General features: G+C 63.2%; 15 protein-coding genes. 7 read left to right on the top strand and 8 right to left on the bottom strand.

Annotated features, from left to right (window positions below):
- Positions 1–109 precede the first annotated feature (109 nt).
- The 3 genes from ACZ9EJ_RS00960 to ACZ9EJ_RS00950 are packed head-to-tail and all read right to left on the bottom strand — an operon-like array spanning position 110 to position 6001.
- The gene (locus tag ACZ9EJ_RS00960; RefSeq protein WP_046639392.1) at positions 110–1084 is read right to left on the bottom strand and encodes a nucleoside hydrolase; all 975 of its coding nucleotides are present in this window, start codon (positions 1082–1084) and stop codon (positions 110–112) included.
- A 27-nt stretch (positions 1085–1111) separates the two neighbouring features.
- Entirely contained in the window at positions 1112–4588 is a 3477-nt protein-coding gene (locus tag ACZ9EJ_RS00955; RefSeq protein WP_046639391.1) for an indolepyruvate ferredoxin oxidoreductase family protein, read from the bottom strand.
- A complete protein-coding gene (locus ACZ9EJ_RS00950) occupies positions 4589–6001 on the bottom strand; it encodes an FAD-binding oxidoreductase (RefSeq protein ID WP_046639390.1) in 1413 nt (470 codons plus the stop codon).
- A gap of 202 nt (positions 6002–6203) precedes the next feature.
- Between ACZ9EJ_RS00950 and ACZ9EJ_RS00945 the strand changes: the two genes are divergently transcribed.
- The 4 genes from ACZ9EJ_RS00945 (at position 6204) to ACZ9EJ_RS00930 (ending at position 11244) form a co-directional block, all read left to right on the top strand.
- Complete coding sequence (locus ACZ9EJ_RS00945) at positions 6204–6962, top strand: FadR/GntR family transcriptional regulator (RefSeq protein WP_046639389.1); 759 nt, start codon at positions 6204–6206, stop codon at positions 6960–6962.
- Between the two features lie 49 nt (positions 6963–7011).
- Positions 7012–8007 carry an MDR family oxidoreductase gene (locus ACZ9EJ_RS00940; protein ID WP_046639388.1) on the top strand — a complete coding sequence of 332 codons (996 nt, stop codon included), beginning with the start codon at positions 7012–7014 and terminating at the stop codon, positions 8005–8007.
- Positions 8008–8208: 201 nt separating this feature from the next.
- A complete protein-coding gene (locus tag ACZ9EJ_RS00935) occupies positions 8209–10521 on the top strand; it encodes a xanthine dehydrogenase family protein molybdopterin-binding subunit (protein WP_251089643.1) in 2313 nt (770 codons plus the stop codon).
- A 102-nt stretch (positions 10522–10623) separates the two neighbouring features.
- Entirely contained in the window at positions 10624–11244 is a 621-nt protein-coding gene (locus ACZ9EJ_RS00930; protein ID WP_046639386.1) for a nucleoside triphosphate hydrolase, read from the top strand.
- A 23-nt stretch (positions 11245–11267) separates the two neighbouring features.
- Here ACZ9EJ_RS00930 and ACZ9EJ_RS00925 read toward each other — a convergent pair whose 3' ends face one another.
- From ACZ9EJ_RS00925 to ACZ9EJ_RS00910, 4 genes are all read right to left on the bottom strand, one after another.
- Positions 11268–12338: an ABC transporter ATP-binding protein gene (locus tag ACZ9EJ_RS00925; RefSeq protein ID WP_046639385.1), complete on the bottom strand. Its 1071-nt coding sequence runs from the start codon at positions 12336–12338 to the stop codon at positions 11268–11270.
- Positions 12339–12360: 22 nt separating this feature from the next.
- Positions 12361–13245 (bottom strand): carbohydrate ABC transporter permease, encoded by an 885-nt coding sequence (locus ACZ9EJ_RS00920; protein ID WP_046628735.1) that lies wholly within the window; start codon positions 13243–13245, stop codon positions 12361–12363.
- A complete protein-coding gene (locus ACZ9EJ_RS00915) occupies positions 13238–14170 on the bottom strand; it encodes a carbohydrate ABC transporter permease (RefSeq protein WP_251089667.1) in 933 nt (310 codons plus the stop codon). The genes ACZ9EJ_RS00920 and ACZ9EJ_RS00915 overlap by 8 nt, the downstream gene beginning before the upstream one ends.
- A 104-nt stretch (positions 14171–14274) precedes the next feature.
- Positions 14275–15570 (bottom strand): extracellular solute-binding protein, encoded by a 1296-nt coding sequence (locus ACZ9EJ_RS00910; protein WP_052764540.1) that lies wholly within the window; start codon positions 15568–15570, stop codon positions 14275–14277.
- Positions 15571–15801: 231 nt separating this feature from the next.
- Here ACZ9EJ_RS00910 and ACZ9EJ_RS00905 point away from each other — a divergent pair, with 231 nt between their 5' ends.
- From ACZ9EJ_RS00905 to ACZ9EJ_RS00895, 3 genes are read left to right on the top strand one after another with little or no spacing between them, the layout of a single operon-like run.
- Entirely contained in the window at positions 15802–17001 is a 1200-nt protein-coding gene (locus tag ACZ9EJ_RS00905; RefSeq protein WP_046639383.1) for an ROK family transcriptional regulator, read from the top strand.
- 47 nt (positions 17002–17048) lie between these two features.
- Positions 17049–18152, top strand: a complete 1104-nt coding sequence (locus tag ACZ9EJ_RS00900; protein ID WP_046639382.1) for a Gfo/Idh/MocA family protein — start codon at positions 17049–17051, stop codon at positions 18150–18152.
- Positions 18153–18170: 18 nt separating this feature from the next.
- Positions 18171–18812 (top strand): ThuA domain-containing protein, encoded by a 642-nt coding sequence (locus ACZ9EJ_RS00895; RefSeq protein WP_046628727.1) that lies wholly within the window; start codon positions 18171–18173, stop codon positions 18810–18812.
- A gap of 190 nt (positions 18813–19002) precedes the next feature.
- On the opposite strand, the gene ACZ9EJ_RS00890 is transcribed toward ACZ9EJ_RS00895, so the two are convergent.
- Positions 19003–20994: an alpha-glucosidase gene (locus tag ACZ9EJ_RS00890; protein ID WP_046639381.1), complete on the bottom strand. Its 1992-nt coding sequence runs from the start codon at positions 20992–20994 to the stop codon at positions 19003–19005.
- Positions 20995–21006: the final 12 nt, after the last annotated feature.

The raw sequence follows: 21006 nt of genomic DNA, 5'->3' as shown, positions 1-21006 counted from the left end.
TGTCACAGGAATCCAGCAACCGCGCATCGGCGCGGTGAAAGACTTTTTTCAGCCCAAGGACTTGGGCTGGCTGGATCCCTGTGACAAGCACAGGGATGAGGGTGGAGAATCAAACCAGCCGCAGCTTTGGCGCCGCCGCCTCCGCCCGGCCGAACCATGACAACCGCTGGGTCAGCAGCGCATAAAAGCCGTCCGCATCGACATCGCGCATGAACATCGCGTTCTTCGGCCGGCCGGAAACACCCCACCAGTCGGCGACCGTCATGCCCTTGGTGAGCTCCGACTCCGTCTCGATCTCGACGTTGCAGAGCCGGCCGGAATAAAGCTCCGGCTTCAGGAGGTAGGCGATCACGTTCGGATCGTGCAGCGGCCCGCCGTCGCTGCCGTATTTGGCCACGTCGAAGCGCTCGAAATAATCAAGCCAGCCGACCACCGCATCCGAAAGCGGCGTGCCGATCGCCTGGACTGCGGCGACGCGCGCACGGGTCGTCAGCGTCTTGTGGGTGACGTCGAGCGGCATCATCACGATCGGCACGCCCGAGCCGAACACGACGGCTGCGGCCTGCGGATCGACATAGATGTTGAATTCCGCGGCCGGCGTGATGTTGCCGCCCTCGAACAGCCCGCCGCCCATCAGCACGATCTTCTTGATGCGGCTTGCGATCTCCGGAGCCCGCGTCAGCGCCTTGCCGAGATCGGTGAGCGGCCCGAGCGTGCAGACGGTCACGGTGCCGGCCGCTTCGCTCGAGAGCGTCTCGATGATGAAATCGACGCCATGCTGTTCCTGGAGCGGCATGGTCGGCTCGGGAAGAGCGGCACCGTCGAGACCGGTCGCGCCATGCACATGTTCGGCGGTGACGAGCGGTCCGGTCATCGGCTGACTGCAGCCGGCAAATACCTTAATGTCGGGGCGGCCGGCCAGTTCGCAGATCTTGCGGATGTTCTTGGTCGTCAGCGACAACGGCACGTTGCCGGCGGCGGCGACGATCCCCAGCACCTCGATTTCCGGACTGGCGAGCGCCAGAAGAATGGCCAGCGCGTCGTCCTGGCCGGGGTCGGTATCGATGATGATCTTCTCTGCCATTGGGCTCACTCTCGGATACGGAAACGGTTACGCGACATGGGTGAGCGGCTCCTTCGCCCGCCATTTCGCCAGAAGATCGGCCTTGCGCTTCTCGAAACGCTCGACGGAGGCATGTTTTACATGGCCGAAACCGCGGACCATGTCCGGCAGGCCAGCGATCTCAATGGCAAGCGCATGGTTGGAGGCATCGAGCCGGGTCGAAAGCTCGGTCACCAGATCGAAATAATCGGCGATCAGCTTCCGCTCCATCCGCCGCTCCGCGGTGCGGCCGAACGGGTCGAAGGGCGTGCCGCGCAGGAATTTCAGCTTTTCCAGCACCCCGAATGCGGGGCGGATCCAAGCGCCGAACGCGATCTTGGCGGGATGGCCGGTGCGCTGGTCGATCTTGGTAATCATCGGCGGCGCGAGGTGATGCCTGATCTTGAAATCGCCTTCGAACTGCTCGGCGAGCTTCTTTTCAAAACCCCGGTCGCGATGCAGGCGGGCGACCTCGTATTCGTCCTTGTAGGCCATCAGCTTGAAGGCGTTTTTCGCCACCGCTTCGGCAAATCCGGTCACGCCGCGCAAACGCATCTCGGCCGATTTGGCGATATCCACGAGACCGGTATAGCGCGCCGCATAGGCGGCGTTCTGGTAAGCGGTCAGGAAGCCGACACGGCGGGCGACGATCTCGTCCAGCGTCTCGGCCTTCGGTTCGCTCTTGGTAAGCCCTGCCTCACGGGTTACGGAGACCAAGTCCACGGCAGCACGACGGCCCCAACCGAAGGCGGCGCGGTTCATGGCGATGCCCGTACCGTTGAGCTCGATCGCCTTGTCGATGGCAGCGAGGCTGATCGGCACCAGCCCGCGCTGCCAGGCATGGCCGAGCAGGAACATGTTGGCGGCGATCGCATCTCCCAGAAGCGCCGTCGCCAGGTCGGTCGCGGCAACGGTCTCGACCGCATCGTCTCCGGCGGCGCGGCGCAGCGATTTCAGCGTCGCCTCCTGCCGGAAATCGATCGTCGTATCCTTCACGAAGGAAGCGGTCGGCGCAAAATGGTCGTCGATGACGGCCCGCGTCTTGTTCTTCGCAAACGAGGCAAGCGAATTCTTCTGGGCGGCGACGACGATATCGAAGCCGAGCACGAGGTCGCTCTCGCCGGGACCGACGCGTACCGCATTAATCTGCGCAGGGTCCTTCGCCAGCCGTATATGCGAAACGACAGAGCCGTTCTTCTGGGCAAGCCCGGTCTGGTCGAGGGTGACCAAAGCCAGCCCGTCGAGAAGCGCCGCCTGGGCGAGAATGGCGCTGACGGTGATGACGCCCGTGCCGCCGATGCCGGCGAGCAGCATACTGCAGGGCGTCTCGAAGGTCGCGGTGAACACGGGCAGCGGCAGATCGTCGATCTTCACCACCTTGGACTTTACCGCCGGCTTGCGGATGCTGCCGCCCTCGACGGTCACGAAGCTCGGACAGAAGCCCTTGATGCAGGATAGATCGGTATTGCAGCTCGACTGGTTGATGCGGCGCTTGCGGCCGAATTCAGTTTCCTGCGGCTCGATCGAGATGCAGTTGGAGACGGCGGAACAGTCGCCGCAGCCTTCGCAGACCAGTTCGTTGATGAAGGCCCGTTTGTCCGAGACCGGATAGGCGCCGCGCTTGCGCCGGCGGCGCTTTTCCGCGGCGCAGACCTGATCGTAGACCAGCACCGTCACACCCAGAATTTCGCGCAATTCCCGCTGGACGGCGTCAAGCTCGTCACGGTGATGGATGGACACTTCGCGCGGCAGATTGCCCTGCCAGACCTCCGGCCGCTCCGCGACCACGACGACGCGCGCCGCACCTTCCGCCAGCATCTGCCCGACAATGCCAGGCACGGTGACATCGCCATCATGCTTCTGGCCGCCGGTCATCGCGACGGCGTCGTTATAGAGGATCTTGTAGGTGGCGTTGACCTTGGCCGCGATCCCGGCGCGGATGGCGAGCAGGCCGGAATGGAAATAGGTGCCGTCGCCCATGTTGACGAAGATGTGCTTCTCGTCTGTGAAGGGCGACAGGCCGATCCAGGCACCGCCCTCGCCGCCCATCTGGGTGAAGGTCGAGGTGTTGCGGTCCTCGTTGCCGATGATCATCATGTGGCAGCCGATGCCGGTCGAGGCACGGCTTCCTTCCGGCAGGCGGGTCGAGACGCTGTGCGGACAGCCGGAGCAGAAATAGGCCTCGCGTTTCAGCGCGGTCGCTTCCACTCCGAGAGCAAGCGACATCTCCTCGACGAAACGCGCTCTCGCCTGCAGCGCCTCGTCGAGCATGCCGAGCCGCAAGAGGATGGCCTTGGCGACGGAGAGTGTGCTGATCTCGCCGATCGCCTGCAGCAGTGTTGAACCACTCTCGCCTGTCTTGCCGAACACGCGCGGACGCCGCTCAGTGGGCAGGTTGAAAAGCTGCGCCTTGATCTGGTCTTCGAGGATCGAGCGTTTTTCCTCGACCACGAGCAGTTCGTCGACACGGGTAGCGAACTCCGCGATCCCCTGCGGCTCCAGCGGCCAGACCATCCCGACCTTGTAGAGCGCGATGCCGAGCTCTGCGGCACGCGCTTCGTCGATGCCGAGCAGCGCCAGGGCGCCGAGAAGATCGAGCCAGGATTTGCCGGTCGAGACGATACCGAGCCGGGCGCGGCCGGTGGTTCCCCAGATGGGGCGGTCCAGCCGGTTGGCGCGGGCAAAAGCCTGCACGGCGAGCATCTTGCGCTCCAGCCGCAGTTCCATAGCGTGCGGCCCGTCCGGCCAGCGCAGCGACAGGCCATCCGGCGCGAAGGTCTCGTCGGGGATGACGATCTGCGGCTTGTCCGGATCGAGATCGACGGTCGCCGAACATTCGACGATCTCGGTCTGGCACTTGAAGCCGATCCACGCGCCGGAATAGCGGCTCATCGCATAACCGAGCAGGCCGTATTCGATATATTCGCCGACGCCGGCCGGCGACAGCAGCGGCACCATGGCCGAGATCAGGTTGTACTCGCTCTGGTGCGGCAGGGTGGAGGAAACCGCGCCATGATCGTCGCCGACCAGCAGCAGCACGCCGCCGTTCGGGTTGGTGCCGATCGCATTGGCGTGGCGGATCACGTCCATGCTGCGGTCGACGCCCGGCCCCTTGCCGTACCACATGCCGAACACGCCGTCGTAACGCACGCCCTGGAACATGCCGGTCTGCTGCGTGCCCCACACGGCCGTCGCCGCCATGTCCTCGTTGAGACCCGGATGGAATTTCACATGCGCCGCATCGAGAAACTTCTTCGCACGTCCCATCTCCCGGTCGAAACCGGCAAGCGGCGAACCGCGGTAGCCGGAAACGTAACCAGCGGTATTCAGGCCTCGCGCCAGATCCCGCTGGCGCTGGATCATCGGCAGGCGCACCAGCGCCTGTGTGCCCGACACCAGGATACGGCCCTTTTCCAGCGTGTAACGATCGTCAAGGCTGACCTTGCTGTCCGAAAGGTTCGTTTCCGGTGCGGTATGGATCGACATCTACGCGCGCTCCGCCTGCAGCACCGAGGCCGGCGGTTCGAAGACCCGGCCACGATTGAGAATGTAGTTCGGATCGAATGCCGTTTTCAGCCGGCGCATGGTGGCGATCTCGGCCTCGCTGCGGGCATATTTCAGATACTTCACCTTGTCGGTGCCGATGCCGTGTTCGGCGGAAACGCCACCGCCGACCGCTTCGATGCCCAAAAAGATCGCCTCGGCGACCTTTTTCTCGTGATGGCTGAACATGCAGTAATGCAGGTTGCCGTCACCCAGATGGCCGAAGAGATAGGTGCGCGCCTCCGGATCGATCTCGTCGACGGCAAGCGCAGCCTTGTCGAGGAATTCCTGCATGCGGGAAAGCGGCACGGAAATATCGAAGCCGATCATCACCCCGGTACCGAACAGATAGTCGTTGATGCCGTCGCGAATGCCCCAGAGCCCGTTGAACTCGCGCAGCGAATTGGAGAGCACCACGTCGGTCGCAAGCCCGTCTTCCAATGCGGCGGCAAGGGCCGCCTCGAACCGCTCGTTGTCCTGATCCGGCGCCTGGCCCTGGATCTCGACCATGGCATACATGCCAGCCCCTTTTTCGACCGGAGGGCGGATGCCCGTATAGTCGACCGTGCCTTCATAGACATTCGGGAAGATCGCCTCGAAGGCGGAGAGCAGGCCGGAGAGTTCCACCCGCAGCCGCGCCAGAAGCTCCTGCGCCGCCTTCAGCGACGGCAGCGCTATGAACGCATTGCGCTCGACCCGCGGCTTCGGATGCAGTTTCAGGCAGGCGCGGGTCACGATCCCGATCGTGCCCTCGGTGCCGATGAACAGCGGATTGAGGTCGTAGCCGGAATTGTCCTTCGGCAGCCCCTTGAGGGAGGACAGTATGGTCCCGTCCGCCAGCACCGCTTCCAGACCCATGACCTGCGCCCGGTACATGCCGTAGCGCAGAACCCGGATGCCGCCGGCATTGGTGGCGATATTGCCGCCGACCGTGGCCGTGCCGCGCGCGCCGATATCGACGCCGAAGAACAGGTCCGCATCGCCAGCTGCCTGCTGCACCACCTGCAGCGGCGTGCCCGCCTTGACGATCATCGTCTGGGCCGCAATGTCGATCGACTCGACGCCGTTCATCCGTTCGAGCGAGATGGAGACCTCCCCCTCGATGGGCCGGGCGGAACCGGAAAGCCCGGTGCGTCCGCCCTGCACGACAATCGGCTGGCGCAGTTCATTGGCGGCGGAAAGAATGGTGGAAACGTCTTCGGTGTTGCGCGGGCGCAGCACGGCGGCAGGTCGGGTACCCGGAGCGGTCGCATCCGCGGCATAGCCATCCGAAATCGCATCGCCGACGAGGATCGCAGCGGCGTCCAGCCGGTTTTCGAGACTGGAAACAAGGCGGTTCACGCGGTCAGAGGACAAAGGCTGCCTCCCCCGCACAAACCTGCGTCACCGCCTGCGCTCCGGCTCGGCCGAATGCGATTGCGCCCATTCTCTGGTTCCCCTTGTTTATTGGGGGCGAGGTTATTCCCATTCCCCTATTTGTCAAACCTATATTTAAAAAGCAGTAGCCTTTTTGCCTTGCCCGTGGCATCACTATGCCAGGAACCATGGGAAGGGTGACATGATCCTCAAATACGACGAGGTCGTCCGCACTGGCATCGCAAGACAGGTATCGGACAATATCCGTTCCGCGATCATGGATGGCCGGCTGAAGATCGACGAGCGCCTCCCCACCGAGGAGGAGCTCGCCCGAAGCTTCGGCATTTCCCGCCCGACCGTGCGCGAAGCCCTGAAGCGCCTCGCCGCCCAGAACCTCATTCATTCCAAACGCGGCCCGACCGGCGGCAATTTCGTCAAGCGGCCGGATCCGGAAGGTCTTTCCAAGGCAATCACCGGCGCAGCCACCCTGCTTGTCGGGATCGGCGCCTTCGACATCGAAGAGATCATCACCGCCAGGCTGGAAACAGAAGCCGTCTGCTGCCGGCTGTCTGCCGCAAACCGTTGCGAAGCCGATCTCGCCGCGATGGAAGCGGAGATCGCCGTGCAGCTTGACGAGACGATCAGCGACGAGGATTTCTGTGCTTCGGACGTCCGCTTTCACCGCGCACTGGTGGACTCGACCGGCAACGGTCCCTTGAAGCTGATGATGTACACCGTCATCGAGGCCTTCATTCCGATCACCAACATGATCGTCTTCCGGGTGCGCGAGCGCCGCCACGTCGCCTCGCTGCACCAGGAAATCGTCGATGCGGTGCGCGCCCGCGAGGATGCCAAGGCTGCCGATGCGCTCGCCCGCCTGCTCGCCTATGTGCGCGAAAGCTATTCCGCCGTGCTCGACGCGCGCGCCAAACGCGATGTGCCCTCGCAGGCCTCCGCCTAAATTCAATCACACCAGACTATCGGGCCCACCAGAATATCGGGAGAGAGACATGACCGAGACCTTCACCGCCATGGTGATCGACGCCGTCGACGGCAAGCCGAAAGGCGCCTTCAGGGAGATCTCGATCGCCGATCTTCCCGACAATGACGTGCTGGTCGAGATCGCATATTCGACGTTGAACTACAAGGACGGGCTGGCGATATCCGGCAAGGGCCGCATCGCCCGGCGCATGCCGATGATCGGCGGCATCGACCTCTCCGGCACCGTGGTCGAATCCCGCTCGCCGGAATGGAAGGCGGGCGACAAGGTCGTGCTGAACGGCTGGGGACTTTCGGAAACCGAATGGGGCGCCTTCGGCCGCTACCAGCGGGTAAAGCCGGAATGGCTGATCCGCCTGCCCGACGCCTTTTCGATGGAACAGGCGATGGCGATCGGCACGGCGGGTTATACAGCCGCACTCTGCGTCGATGCGCTGGAAAAATGGGGTTCGATCAAGCCGGGTGAAGGCGAAGTGCTGGTCACCGGTGCGGCCGGCGGCGTCGGCTCGGTGGCAATCGCGCTGCTGGCGGCGCGCGGCTACAATGTCACCGCCTCCACCGGGCGGCCGGAAACCCACGACTACCTCGCCTCGCTCGGCGCCAGCAATTTCATCGACCGCGCCGTGCTTGCCGAAAAGGGCGGCCCGCTGCAGAAGGAACGCTGGACCGGCGGCATTGACTCGGTCGGTTCGACCACACTGGTCAACGCGCTCTCCCAGACCATGCGCGGCTGCGCCATCGCCGCCTGCGGCCTCGCCGGTGGCGCCGACCTTCCGGGAACGGTGCTGCCCCACATCCTGCGCGCCGTGACCTTGATCGGCGTCGACAGCGTCATCGCCACCCGCGAACAGCGGCTGTCGGCATGGGCGCGGCTTGCCCGCGATCTCGATCCGGCCAAGCTGGCGGAGATCACAACGACCGAACCAATGTCCAACCTGCCGCAGCTTGCCGAGGATATTGTTGCCGGCAAGATCCGCGGCCGAGTGGTGATCGACGTGACGAAGTAGAAAAAGGTACTCTGCCTGGCGGCTGAAGCGATCGGACGCCAGGCAAGACTGCCCCTCCGCCCTACGCACTTCCCTAGCTTTGTACCGCATCGCCTCATGGTCACCACGTCCCCGCAGATCGATCAGGGCGGCTTTCCATTCACGGCATTGAGGCGCTAGAGATAGCTCCGGCAGAAAACCGCCTGACGTGGGAGAATGTTCTTGAGCAATGATCATACGGCCTTCACCGGTCGTCGCGAGGATGTGAGGCTTCTTACCGGCCAGGGCGCATATACAGCAGACAAGGTGCTGGATAACCAGCTCCACGCCGCATTCTTGAGAGCCGATCAACCGCACGCACGCATTGTTTCGATCGATGTCGAGGCAGCCCTCGCAGCACCGGGCGTCCATATCGTGCTGACCGGCAAGGATGCGCTTGAAGCGAGCCTGATCGCCCCCGGCCCGCTTGTTTCTTTCCCCGGTGTCGACGGGATGAAGATCAAGGCACCACAACGCTATGCTCTGTCGACCGACCGCGTCCGCTTCGTCGGTGAACCGGTCGCCGTTGTGGTCGCCGATAGCGCCGAGGCGGCTGCCGATGCGGTCGAGCTGATCGCAGTGGATTACGAAGACTTACCCGCGATCATCGATCCGGAGGCTGCGCTGGAAGACGGCGCGCCGCAGCTTTTCGACGAGGTGCCCGGCAACCTGGTTTTCCTGCATGGTTTCGGCGACAAGGCGGCGACCGATGAAGCCTTCGCCAAGGCCACCCATATCTCGACGCTGGCGGTCGAGTCGCAACGCGTCGCCGCCAATCCGCTCGAGCTCAAATCCTTCATGGCGGCATACGACGCCGGGACGGAGATATTCGACGTCTATTCCGCCAGCCAAGGCACCGGCCTTGCCGACGGCCTCGCCCGCTTCACAGGCCATCCGCCGGAAAAGGTGCGGCATCACATGGGCGATGTCGGCGGCAGTTTCGGCATCCGTGGCGCACCCTACCCGGAATATGCGGCGATCATGCTTGCCGCCAAAAAGCTCTGCCGGCCGGTCCGCTGGACCGCCAGCCGCACCGAAAGCTTCCTCGCCGATTATCACGGTCGCGCCATCCGGTTCACCGGCGAGATGGCCCTCGGCGAGGCCGGCGAATTCCTCGGCATAAGGATGAATGTCGTCTGCGATCTCGGCGCCTACCATTCGCCGGCCGGTGCCTTGATCAACGTGCTGAATCCGATGCTGACCAGCACGGGCTGCTACCGCATTCCCTCCGTCTTCGGGCTCAATCGCCTCGCCTTCACCAATACCTCGCCGATCGCCGCCTATCGTGGTGCCGGCCGCCCGGATATCAACTATTTCGTCGAGCGGCTCGTGGATCAGGCCGCCACCGATCTCGGCATGGACCGGATCGAAATTCGCCGGAAGAACCTCATCCCCGACGACGCCTACCCCTACACGACACCGACTGCGGTCTACGACAGCGGCGGCTATGTCGCGATGCTCGAAGAGGCCGTATCGGTTTCCGATTGGAAAGGTTTCGAGGCCCGCCGGAAAGAGTCCGAGAAACGCGGCAATCTGCGCGGCATCGGCATGGGCGTCTTCATCGAGCCGTCCGGTGGCGGCCATATGCCGGAGGAAACCGAGATCCGCTTCGAGGCGGACGGCACGCTGACGCTCTATACGCTTTCCGGTTCCGCGGGACAGGGGCACGAAACGGTGCTGCCGCGGCTGGTCGCCAGGCAACTCGGCATCGACGAGAACCTGATCAACCTGCGCGCCAACAGTGTCCATGCGCCCCACAGGCTCAAGGGCGCCGGCACGATGGGGTCGCGAACCATGGCCTCGCACGGCGCCTCCCTGACCATCACTTCCCGCGAAGTGGTGAAGAAAGGCCTGAAGCTCGCCGCCGAGGCGCTGGAAGCCGCGGAAACCGACATCGAATTCGATGACGGCCACTACAAGGTGGCCGGCACCAACATGTCGATCTCGCTTCTGGAACTCGCCGCCCGCAACGTCACGCCGGATGGCAACGCACTGGATACGCTCGCCTCGATCCAGCCGGAGCGAAACTTCCCCGGCGGCGTGCATGTGGCCGAAGTGGAGATCGACCCGAATACCGGCGAGACCAGGGTCACCTCCTATATAGGAGTCGACGATGCCGGCCACGTCGTCAACCACACGCTGCTCGAAGGCCAGATGCATGGCGGTCTTGCCCAGGGCGCGGGCCAGGTGTTCGGCGAACACATCGTCTACGACAAGGACAGCGGCCAGATGCTGACCGCCAGCTTCATGGATTATTTCATGCCCCGCGCCGACTTCATGCCGACGCCGCGTTTCGTCGACCTGCCGACGCCCTCGCCCACCAATGTGCTCGGCGTCAAGGGCGGCGGTGAGGCCGGCACGACCGGGGCGCTGCCGACGCTGATGAACGCCATCCTGGATGCGCTCCGGTCTGCAGGTGTTAAGGATTTCGACATGCCCGCGACGCCTTATAGGGTTTGGAACGCCCTGAAGGAGGCCAGGGAGAGCGCTCGATAAGACCTCACCGCGCGCCGCATCCATCCCTTCGTGGATTGCCTGAACGCATTGCGGGACGCTAGAAGTTCATTTCGACAAAATGAAACGCAAGGCGTCGATGCAATGACACTGGACGACATCACCGACACCGTCATCGACCGGGCTAAAAACAGCCGGCGCTTCATCGTTGCGGTCGCTGGCCCGCCGGGCGGCGGAAAATCCACGCTCGCCGACGCCCTCCACGAAGCCCTGCTGGCGCGCGGCGAATTGGCAGAAGTCCTGCCGATGGATGGCTTCCATATGGACAACGGCATCTTGGAAGCCCGCGGCCTGTTGCCCCGCAAGGGCGCGCCGCAGACTTTCGACGTGCGCGGTTTTGCGGATGTCCTGAAAGCGGTCCGGCAAGGAGACGAGGAAGTGCTGGTGCCGGTCTTCGACCGATCGCGCGAAATTGCCATCGCCTCGGCCCGCGCCATCTCCCCCGACACCCGTATCGTTCTGGCGGAAGGCAATTATCTCCTGATAGACGAAGCGCCCTGGTCGCGGCTTGCGGATATGTTCGACTTCACGATCTTCGTCGGCCCTTCGGAAGAGGTGCTGCGCGAACGGCTCAAGGCACGCTGGGTGCATTACGGGCTCGACGAGGCGGCGATCGCCTGGAAACTCGACGGCAACGACCTGCCGAACGGCCGCTACATCCTCGCACACTCGCGGCCGGCCGACATCAGGCTCGAAAGCTTCTGAGGTCTGTTGCCGGCAAGGCAGGACTAGAGGGCGACGCCGGTTTCGCGGTCGAAGACATGCACCTGTTCGGCCGGGATGTTGGCTTCGAACCGCGCGCCGTAGCGGGCGGGATATTCGCCGTCGACGATGGCGACCACCGGGTGGCCGGCGAGATCGAAGACGATGTGGGTCTGCGCGCCGGTCGGCTCGACCAGCAGGGTCTGGCCGGCAAGCGCCGTCCCGCCCGCCCCGGGGCTGAGGTGTTCCGGACGCAGCCCCACCTTGATCGCCTGGCCGCGCTTCACCTTGCGGTCCGGCGCGATGCGGATCGCGGTTCCGTCGCCGAGGCGCGCGGAGGGTTCGCCGCCATCTCCGTCCACGGTACCGTCGAGAAGGTTCATCGCCGGAGAACCGATGAAGGCGGCGACGAAGAGGTTGGCCGGCTTGCGATAAAGCTCCATCGGCGTGCCCTCCTGCTCCACCCGGCCCTGGTTGAGCACGACGATCCGGTCGGCGAGCGTCATCGCCTCGATCTGGTCGTGGGTGACGTAGATCGAGGTCGTCCCGACCTTCTGGTGCAACTGCTTGATCTCCGAGCGCATCTGCACCCGGAGTTTCGCGTCGAGGTTGGAAAGTGGCTCGTCGAACAGGAAGACGGCCGGGTTGCGGACGATCGCCCGGCCCATGGCGACGCGCTGGCGCTGGCCGCCGGAAAGCTGCGCCGGCTTGCGGTCGAGAAGCGGCATCAGGTCGAGCATGCGCGCCGCTTCGGCGACGCGTTCGGCAATCACCGGCTTCGGAGTGCCGGAAAGGCGCAGGTTGAAGCCCATGTTCTCGGCGACCGTCATGTGCGGATAAAGAGCATAGGACTGGAACACCATGGCGATGTTGCGCTCGCGCGGCGTCAACTCGTTGACGACAGCATTGTCGATGATGACGTCGCCGCCGGTGATTTCCTCAAGCCCCGCAATCATCCGCAGCAGGGTGGACTTGCCGCAGCCGGAAGGCCCTACCAGCGCGACGAACTCGCCGTCTTCGATCGCCAGCGACACCCCGTGGATGACCGGGAGCGCCCCATAGGCCTTGCGGATTTGTCTGAGTTCGACGGATGCCATGCGAGTTACTCCGGGTCGGGGCTCAGGACTTCACCGCACCGGCGGTCAGACCGGCGATGATGTGCTTCTGGGCCAGGAAGAAGGCGATGATGGTGGGCAGGATGGTGAGCGTGATGAAGGCCAGCACCAGCTGCCATTCGGTGCTGAATTCGCCCCGATAGATCATGATGCCGAGCGGCCAGGGATAGCGGCTCTCGGAGTTCAACATGATCAGCGGCACGATATAGCTGTTCCAGCTGCCGACGAAGGAGATGATGCCGACGGTGGCGATGATCGGCCGCGACAGCGGCAGCGTGATATGCCAGAAGAAGCGCATGTAGCCGCAACCGTCCACGAAGGCCGCGTCGAAGAGTTCGGACGGCAGATTGCGGAAGTAGTTGCGGAACAGCATGATGCTCATGCCCATGCCGAACGCGACCTGCGGCAGCACCACACCCCAGTATGTGTCGATCAATCCCAGATCGCGGATGCGGATGTAGAGGGGCAGGATGGCGGTCGCTGCCGGAAACATCAGCCCGATCAGGAAATAGTTGACCAGATAGTCGGCGCCGAAGAAGCGGATATGCGCGAAGCAGAAGGCGGCCATGGCGCCGAAGGTCAACGTCAGAAACACCGTCAGCAGGGCGATGATCAGCGAATTGCTCATCTGCAGCCAGTAGCGCTTGCTGACGATGATATCCGTGTAGTTGGACCACTGCCATTCCGTCGGCAGGCCGAAAGGGTTGCCGCGCAGTTCGCCCAGCGTCTTGAAGCCGCCGAGTGCCGTGCTGATGAGCGGCACCACCACGATTGCCGCCACGATGATCAGCGACACGTACATGTAGACCTGCGTGCCGGCGCGGATGCGCTGGCCGGAGGTCGGCGCGCTGGCGGCATCGATGGGCTGTGCTGTCGAGATCTCAGTCATTGCGCATGAACACCCGCTTGTAGCTGAAGGCGAGCGTCACGCAGATCACGAACAGCACCACGCCGACGGCGCTGCCGAACCCGACCTGCATACGGGTCACCCCGAAATTGTAGAGGAACGTCACCATCGTCTGCGTCGAGTTCGACGGACCGCCGCCGGTCAGCGGCATGATCATGTCGAAAAGCTGCAGCGACCCCACGACCGCAAAGAAGACGGAGAGACGCACGGTGGAACCGAGCAGCGGCAACGTCACGAGCCGGAACTTCTGGAAACCGGTCGCACCGTCGATGTCAGCCGCTTCCAGCACGCTCTTGTCGATCGCCTGCAGGCCGGCGATGAAGAGCATCATGTGAAAGCCGAAATACTTCCACACGACGACGCCCAATATCGCGTACATCGCCAGATCCCGGTCGGCCAGCCAGAAAGGCGGTTCGACGCCGATGAACTGCGAAATGCCGGCGACGAGACCGAAATCCCCGTCATAGACGAAACGCCAGATCATGCCGGCCGCGACATCCGCGAGCACGTAGGGCAGGAAGAAGATCAGCCGGAAGAACAGCGCGCCCTTGATCCGGCTGGAGATCATTGTCGCCAGCCAGAGCGCCAGCGGAACCTGCACGCAAAGCGAGGCAAGCACGATCAGGCCGTTGTTGATCAAAGCCTGGGTGAAGGCGCTGTTGCGGAAAATGAGCTGGTAGTTGCGCCAGCCCACCCACTGCGTCGGACTGCCATAGCCGTTCCAGTTGTAGAAGGAATACCAGGCGGCCTCGCCCATGGGCAGAATGACCAGCACCGTGAACAGAAGAAGCGCCGGCGGCAGGAACAGGATCAGCACCGGCCACTTGCTGTTGGCGAGCGACCGCTTGCTGCGCCGGGAGACGGCAAGCGTATTCCCGGAAGACACGGCCTTGGCAGACATAAGCATATCGCTCATCGATTTTTCGAGCCTTTCGGGCTGCAAAACGGCGTCAGGCGAAAACAGGAACCGGCGCTCCCGGGGTCAGGGCCTCGGGAGCGCCGCGACTGCGCTTACTTTCGCTCGAGAGAGTAGGCGTCCTCGATCTGTTGCGCCGCGTCAGCCGGTTTCATGCTGCCGGAGACCACTTCGACGCTGATGTCGTTGACGATCGCACCGACATTGGGGCCGAGGTCCTGGTCGAGGAAGTTCTGGTGCCAGGTTTCCTTGGCAAGAGCTTCGGCAACTTCCTTCAGCAGCGGCTTGGAGATCGCTTCGCTGGCGCCCTTGGCGACCGGCATGATCTGCGTATCCCGGGCAAGCACCTTCTGCACGTCGATGCTCGCCATGTAGCGCAGGAATTCCTCGGTTTCAGGCGGTGCGTTCTTGGTGACCGCCCATCCGTTGAGACCGCCGAAACTGTCGGTGGTCACACCGGCCCCTCCGCTGACGACGGGGAACGGGAAGCGGCCGATATTGTCGTCGGCAAGCCCCTTGCGGCTTGTCGAATTCGACGCCTGGGTCGAGGGCGTATTCTCGAAGCTCAGGATGAGCGCGGCACGGCCATCGCCGAACGTGGCAAGTGCGTCGTTCCAGGTCGCACCCAGATAGCCATTCTGGAACGGCTCGAGCTTGCCGAGCTCGGCCAGGCGCTCGCCGGCCTTGACGAAAGGCTTGCCTGCGAAGCCGTCGTTCTTGCCTGCCTTGGCATCGGCAAAGCCCTTCTGCCCGGCTTCGCGCATCGAGAGATAGCTCCAGTAGAAATGCAGGGGCCACTTGTCCCGCCCGCCGCCGGCAATGGGCGTCACGCCGGCCTGCTTCAGCGTTTTGACGGCACCGAGGAAATCGTCCCAGGTCGCGATCTTCGAGGCATCGACCCCAGCCTTCTTGAACAGTTCCTTGTTGTAATAGAAGGAAACGAGGCCGGTCCTGGCGGGCGACGCCCAGACCTTGCCGTCGAAGGTCAGGCCGTCGACGGCGGAGGCGTTGATCGACTTGCGCCATTCCCCTCCGTTCGCATCGATCGCAGCATTGATCGGCCGCAACGTGCCGGTCTCCGACTGCGCCTTGAGGACGCCGCCGCCCCAGCTATAGAAGATGCTCGGCGCGTCGTTCGATTGCAGAAGTGTCGGCAGCTTGGCCTTGAAAGCCTGGTTTTCCAGAAATTGCAGCTCGACCTTGACGCCCGGGCGCTTGGCCTCGAAATCCCTGGCAATCTGGTTCCAGACCGCTATGTTTCCCGGCACCTGCTCGACATGCATCCAGCGAATGACGCTGTCCGCTGCAGCAGAGCCGGCCGTAAACATGCCACCCGCAAGCGCAACGGCGGTCGCGGAAATCAGACGCATCCTGTGATATCTGCTGGACATTGAAGCGCTCCTCCCAAAGCTTTATTCCTGTATCCGAATTAAATAATCGGCAAGGCCAACGCTTCTGTCAATAGGGCGGCGTGAGATTGCCGGATTTTGGCAAAAATTGCGGCATTTGCTGCTTTTATCTATTGCGCACTGCCTAAAATCAGATTTAGAACAAGCCGAATTTAATTTGCACCTCGTATTAAATAGCGGTTGGGTGCAAAAGCCGACGAGTGCGCAGAAGAGATGAAAACCGCCGATCCAGAACTCATGCGTGCGATGAACCGTCTCAGCGTCCTGGACACGATCCGGCGGCGGGGCCCTATCTCCCGCGTGGAAATCTCCGAGCGCACCGAACTTTCGACGACCACCGTTTCGGCCATTACCGGCTCGCTGCTCGACGACGGGCTGATCCTGACCCGCCACGAGGGCGATATCCGCAACGAGGCGGTGCGCGGCCGGCCACGCGTCATGCTCGAGGTCAATCCGGATGCCGCCCGCGTCGTCGGCGCCAAGATCGCCGCAAGCCGCATGGTCTTCGTCGTCACCAATTTCCGCGGCGACGTGCTCTCCACGCTCACCCTGCCGATCCGCATCGACCGCCAGCCGATCGCGGTGATCGCCGATCTCGTTGAGGATGGCGTGCGCCGCTGCGTCGTCGATGCCGGCCTGTCGCTGGAGGATGTAGACAGCGTCTGCCTCGGGCTTCCGGGCGTCATCGAACACCGCACCGGACACATCCGCTCAAGCCCGATTTTTCGTGAGATCAACATCGATTTTGCGGCCGAAATGTCCACGCGCCTGTCGACGCCGACCATCGTGGAGAGTGACGCTCATGCCATCACGCTCGGTCATCACTGGTTCGGAAAGGCGCGCGATCTTGAGGATATGGTCCTGATTTCGCTCGAACAGACGCTCGGTCTTGGCGTGCTGCACGGCAACCGGCTCTTCCGCGGTGCCGGGGGCCTTAGCCACAACCTGGGAGATCTCGTGCTGGGCATGGGACCTCAGGGCATCGTCCGCCTGTCGAGCCAGGCGGGCGAGAGCGCCATCCTCGGCGAGCAGCAGACGGACGGGCGTTTTGCGGAAGCGGTGCGGCTCGGCCGCGGCATGACCCATGTCCAGGCGCTCATCCAGGCAGACGACGACCGGCTGATCAGCGCGGCCGTTCGCGCCGGCGAGGCCGTCGGGCTGACGATCGCCAACATCGTCACGCTTTTTGCGCCGCCGCGCGTCATCCTCGTCGGCTCGTCGCTGGCGCTCGGCGAACCGTTCCTGAACAGCCTGCGCGATGCCTATGCGCTCGCCATTCCGCCGTCTCTAAAGGGCGTCAGCGAACTCGTATTCGACGATTCGACGGATGATTTCTGGGCGCAGGGAGCGGCGGCCGTCGCGCTTTACGAACTTTACGAATCGCCCTGGAGTACCACCGGGCCGGCGCTCTGACGCGCGCCAAGGCGCCAGAATTCATCAGCATTCATCGGGAGGAAACAATGGATAAAGTCGGTATCGGCATCATCGGATGCGGCAATATTTCGGGTGCCTATCTGAAGGCGATGACATCCGCTTTTCCGATCCTCGATATCCGCGGCCTGGGCGATCTCAACCGCGACCTGGCCGAGGCGAAAGCTTCCGAATTCAATCTCCAGGCCCGCACGGTCGATGAGCTGCTCGCCGATCCGAAGATCGAGATCATCGTCAACCTGACGATCCCCAAGGCGCATGTCACTGTTGCCCTGCAGGCGCTCGACGCGGGCAAGCACACCTATTCGGAAAAGCCGCTCGGGATTAATTTCGCGGAAGGGAAAAAATTGGCGGAGGCCGCCAGGGCCAAGGGCCTGCGCATCGGCGCCGCTCCCGACACCTTCCTCGGCGGCGGCCACCAGACCGCCCGCGAACTGATCGACCAGGGCGTCATCGGCCTGCCCGTCGGCGGCACCGCGACCTTCATGTGCCCGGGCCATGAGCGCTGGCACCCGAACCCCGCCTTCTATTACGAGGTCGGCGGCGGCCCGATGCTCGACATGGGTCCCTATTACATCACCGATCTCGTCAACCTGCTCGGCCCGGTCTCGCAAGTTGCGGGCTTTGCGATCACGCCCCGCAAGGAGCGCATCATCACCAGCGAGCCGCGCAACGGCGAGCGCATTCCGGTACATGTGCCGACCCATGTGGCCGGCGTCATGGCGTTTGCCAACGGCGCGGTCGTGCAGATCGGCATGAGCTTCGACGTCGCCGGCCACAAGCATGTGCCGCTCGAAGTCTACGGCACCGAGGGCACTCTGATCGTGCCGGACCCGAACCGGTTCGAGGGACCCGTCGGTTATCTGAAGAAGGGCGGCCAGTTCGAGGACCAGCCCACCACCCTGCCCTATGCGGACGGCAACTACCGCTCGATCGGCGTCGCCGACCTCGCTTATGCGATCCGCTCCAACCGCCCGCACCGGGCGAACGGCGATCTGGCGCTGCATGTGCTGGAGGTCATGGAAGCTTTTCATACGGCCTCCGCCGAAGGGCGCACGATCAAGATCACCACGGCCACGGAGCGGCCCGCTCCGCTGTCGGAATCGCTCGTTGACGGCCGGCTGGCGAAATAATTCTGGAGGAAGAATAAAATGCGTGAAGCACTCATCGTATGGGGCGGCTGGAGCGGCCACGAACCGCAGGAATGCGCCGAGATCATCAAGGACATGCTGGAGGAAGACGGTTTCAAGGTCTATCTCGAACATTCCACCGAGGCCTTCGCCGACCCTTCGATCCATGATCTGAGCCTCATCGTGCCGATCATGACCATGTCGAAAATCGAGAAGGAAGAGGTGAAGAACCTCGCGGCAGCCGTTCAGAGCGGTGTCGGCATTGCCGGTTATCACGGCGGTGCGGGCGACGCCTTTCGCGAGTCGGTCGACTACCAGTTCATCATCGGCGGCCAGTGGGTCGCCCATCCCGGCAACATCATCGACTACACGGTGAATATCACCAGGCCGGACGACCCGTTAATGGCGGGGATTACCGATTTCCCCTACACGTCCGAGCAATATTACATGCATGTCGACCCCTCGAACGAGGTGCTGGCGACGACGACATTTACCGGCGCCCACGCCTACTGGATCGACGGCGTCGTCATGCCGGTGGTCTGGAAGCGGAAATACGGAGAGGGCCGCGTCTTCTATTCCTCGCTCGGCCACCAGGCGAAGGAATTCGACGTGCCGCAGATGAAGACCATTTTTCGGCGCGGAGCGAACTGGGCGGCGCGGTGAGATTGCACTGAGACGGCGCCGCATCCGATCTCCCCCCTTGAGGGGGAGATGCCCGGCAGGGCAGAGGGGGGTAACCTCTCGGCATATTCTTCTGCCAATCCGTTTGCCGCACCGTCGCTACCCCCCTCTGTCACCTTCGGTGACATCTCCCCCTCAAGGGGGGAGATTAGTGGGAGCCTGCCGCAGCGCCTCACATCCCCTTCAGCGCTGCAAACATCTCAGCAAAAGCCGCATCCGTCCGATAAAACACCGGCGGGCAACCAATCGGCGACGCCACCGTCACCTCTTCCCCGCCCGCATATTCGATGCCGCTCCACACATGCACCCAGGTCGCCCCCTCCGGCAGATAGACGCTCCGCACCTCCTGCGCCGCATGCCACACGGGCGCCACCAGCAGTTCCGAACCGTAGAGATAGGCATCCTGGATGGCGTAAGTCTTCCGGTCATGCTCATGATGCAGGAAGAGCGGCCGTTGCACCGGCAGGCCTCGCGCGGCAGCTTCCCTGGATAGCGTCTTCAGGTAAGGCGCCAGATGCACGTAGATCCGTGTCATCCGTGCGAAGTGCTCCAGCACCTCCGGATCCTGGTCGATCTGGATATTGTCGCGCGGACGGTTGCCCTCGTGGCTGCGCATGACCGGCGTGAAGGCCGCCATCTCCGCCCAGCGCATCAAGAGTTCCGGTGTGCGGACATTGCCGAACAGGCTCGTGTAGCCGCCAATATCGGAATGGTGATAGGCATTGCCGAGCAGGCCTGACGAGAGGGCAGCGCACATCACGGTGACGAGCCCGTCATGGCGCGAAAAATCGACCGACTGGTCGCCACCCCAGAGCAGCGGGCAATGTTTCTGCACGCCGGTAAAGCCGGCGCGCATGAAGAACAGCGCCTCGCCAGTCTTGCCGCGGCTGGCGATCGCCTTGGCGTTGACTTCGGCCCAGAGGGTCGGCCAGGCATTGTGCATCAGCTTGGCGTCGATGCCGTTGGCAAGCTCCACATCGATCGGCAGGTATTCGCCAAAATCGGCCATCCAGCCGGTCAGCCCGAAATCGAGCATGCGGCGGCCGATGACTTCCTCGGCGAACCAGTCCGCTGCATCCGGATTGGTGAAATCGACGACGCCGCAATCGAACTCGCCGAAATCGACGATCGCCGTGCGGCCGAGTTGATCCTTGGCGAAATAACCTGCCGCTTCCGCTTCGGGAAACAGCGAGCCATCGACGCAGAGATAGGGATTGACGTAACCGAGGAACCGGATGCCCTCGCCGTTCAACTCCGCGATGCGCTGGCGCAGATCCGGATAACGCTCGTCATTCGCCTGCCAATCCCAGAACAACCGCGATCCGAACGAGGTCTGGCGAAGGCCGACCCAGTCCTCGCACCACAGGCCGGAGACCTGCACGCCGGCACTGCGCATCTTTTCCATCCGCCCGAAGGAATTGACGCCATCCTTGAGGCCGATGATCGCGCCCTTGTAGACCCAGTCCGGCAATTCCGGCTGCCGCCCGAACCGCAATGACAACGCTTCGACCAGCTCGACGAAGCTTGGTGCGGCAAACAGCTCGATCCGTTCCGGCACCGCCCAGGCTTCGATCTCGTGAAACGTCTTGCGGCGGAAATCGAAGACGGAATAGGCGGTCGTCTCCACATGCAACGCATAACGCGCCGAGGAGACGTAAGTCGGTTGCGGGTAGTTTGTGTTGTAATAGTCGCCGCCGGCCTTGTCCTTCAGGTCTGACTTGAAGGTGATCTCGCTCGTCTTGTCGCGGCCGACGCCGGGCTCCGAGGTCCAGAGTGGAAAGCGGCGGCCCCGCATGTCGAAATAGGACATCTGCTCGCCGCCGCCCCAGACATGCTCGTCATTGTCCGCATGGATGCGGATCCAGAAGCGGTTGATCGTCTCGTCCAGCGACCGGAAATGCACGGCGGTTTCGGAGATCGTCAGCTCCAGCCGCGGCGCCCGGCCCTCCGCCTCCGAAAGGCTGATCGTGTTGCCGTCGACATTCGCATGGCGCAGCGCGCTGCGCTCGACGATATAGTCCTCGACCTCGAAATTGCCGCGGTACATGTCCATCCGCTCCTGTCCCTGGCCGACGAATAGGCATGGCGAGGCGGCGCTGTGCCGCAGGATGATGCGGCCGTTCAGCGAAATGGAAAAACCGTCTTGTGTCGTCTCGAATTTCATCTTGTCGCTACT

This window comes from Neorhizobium sp. USDA 3394, from assembly GCF_056280385.1.
Note: the sequence above shows the minus strand (reverse complement) of the source record. Positions and strands in the feature narration are given on the sequence as shown.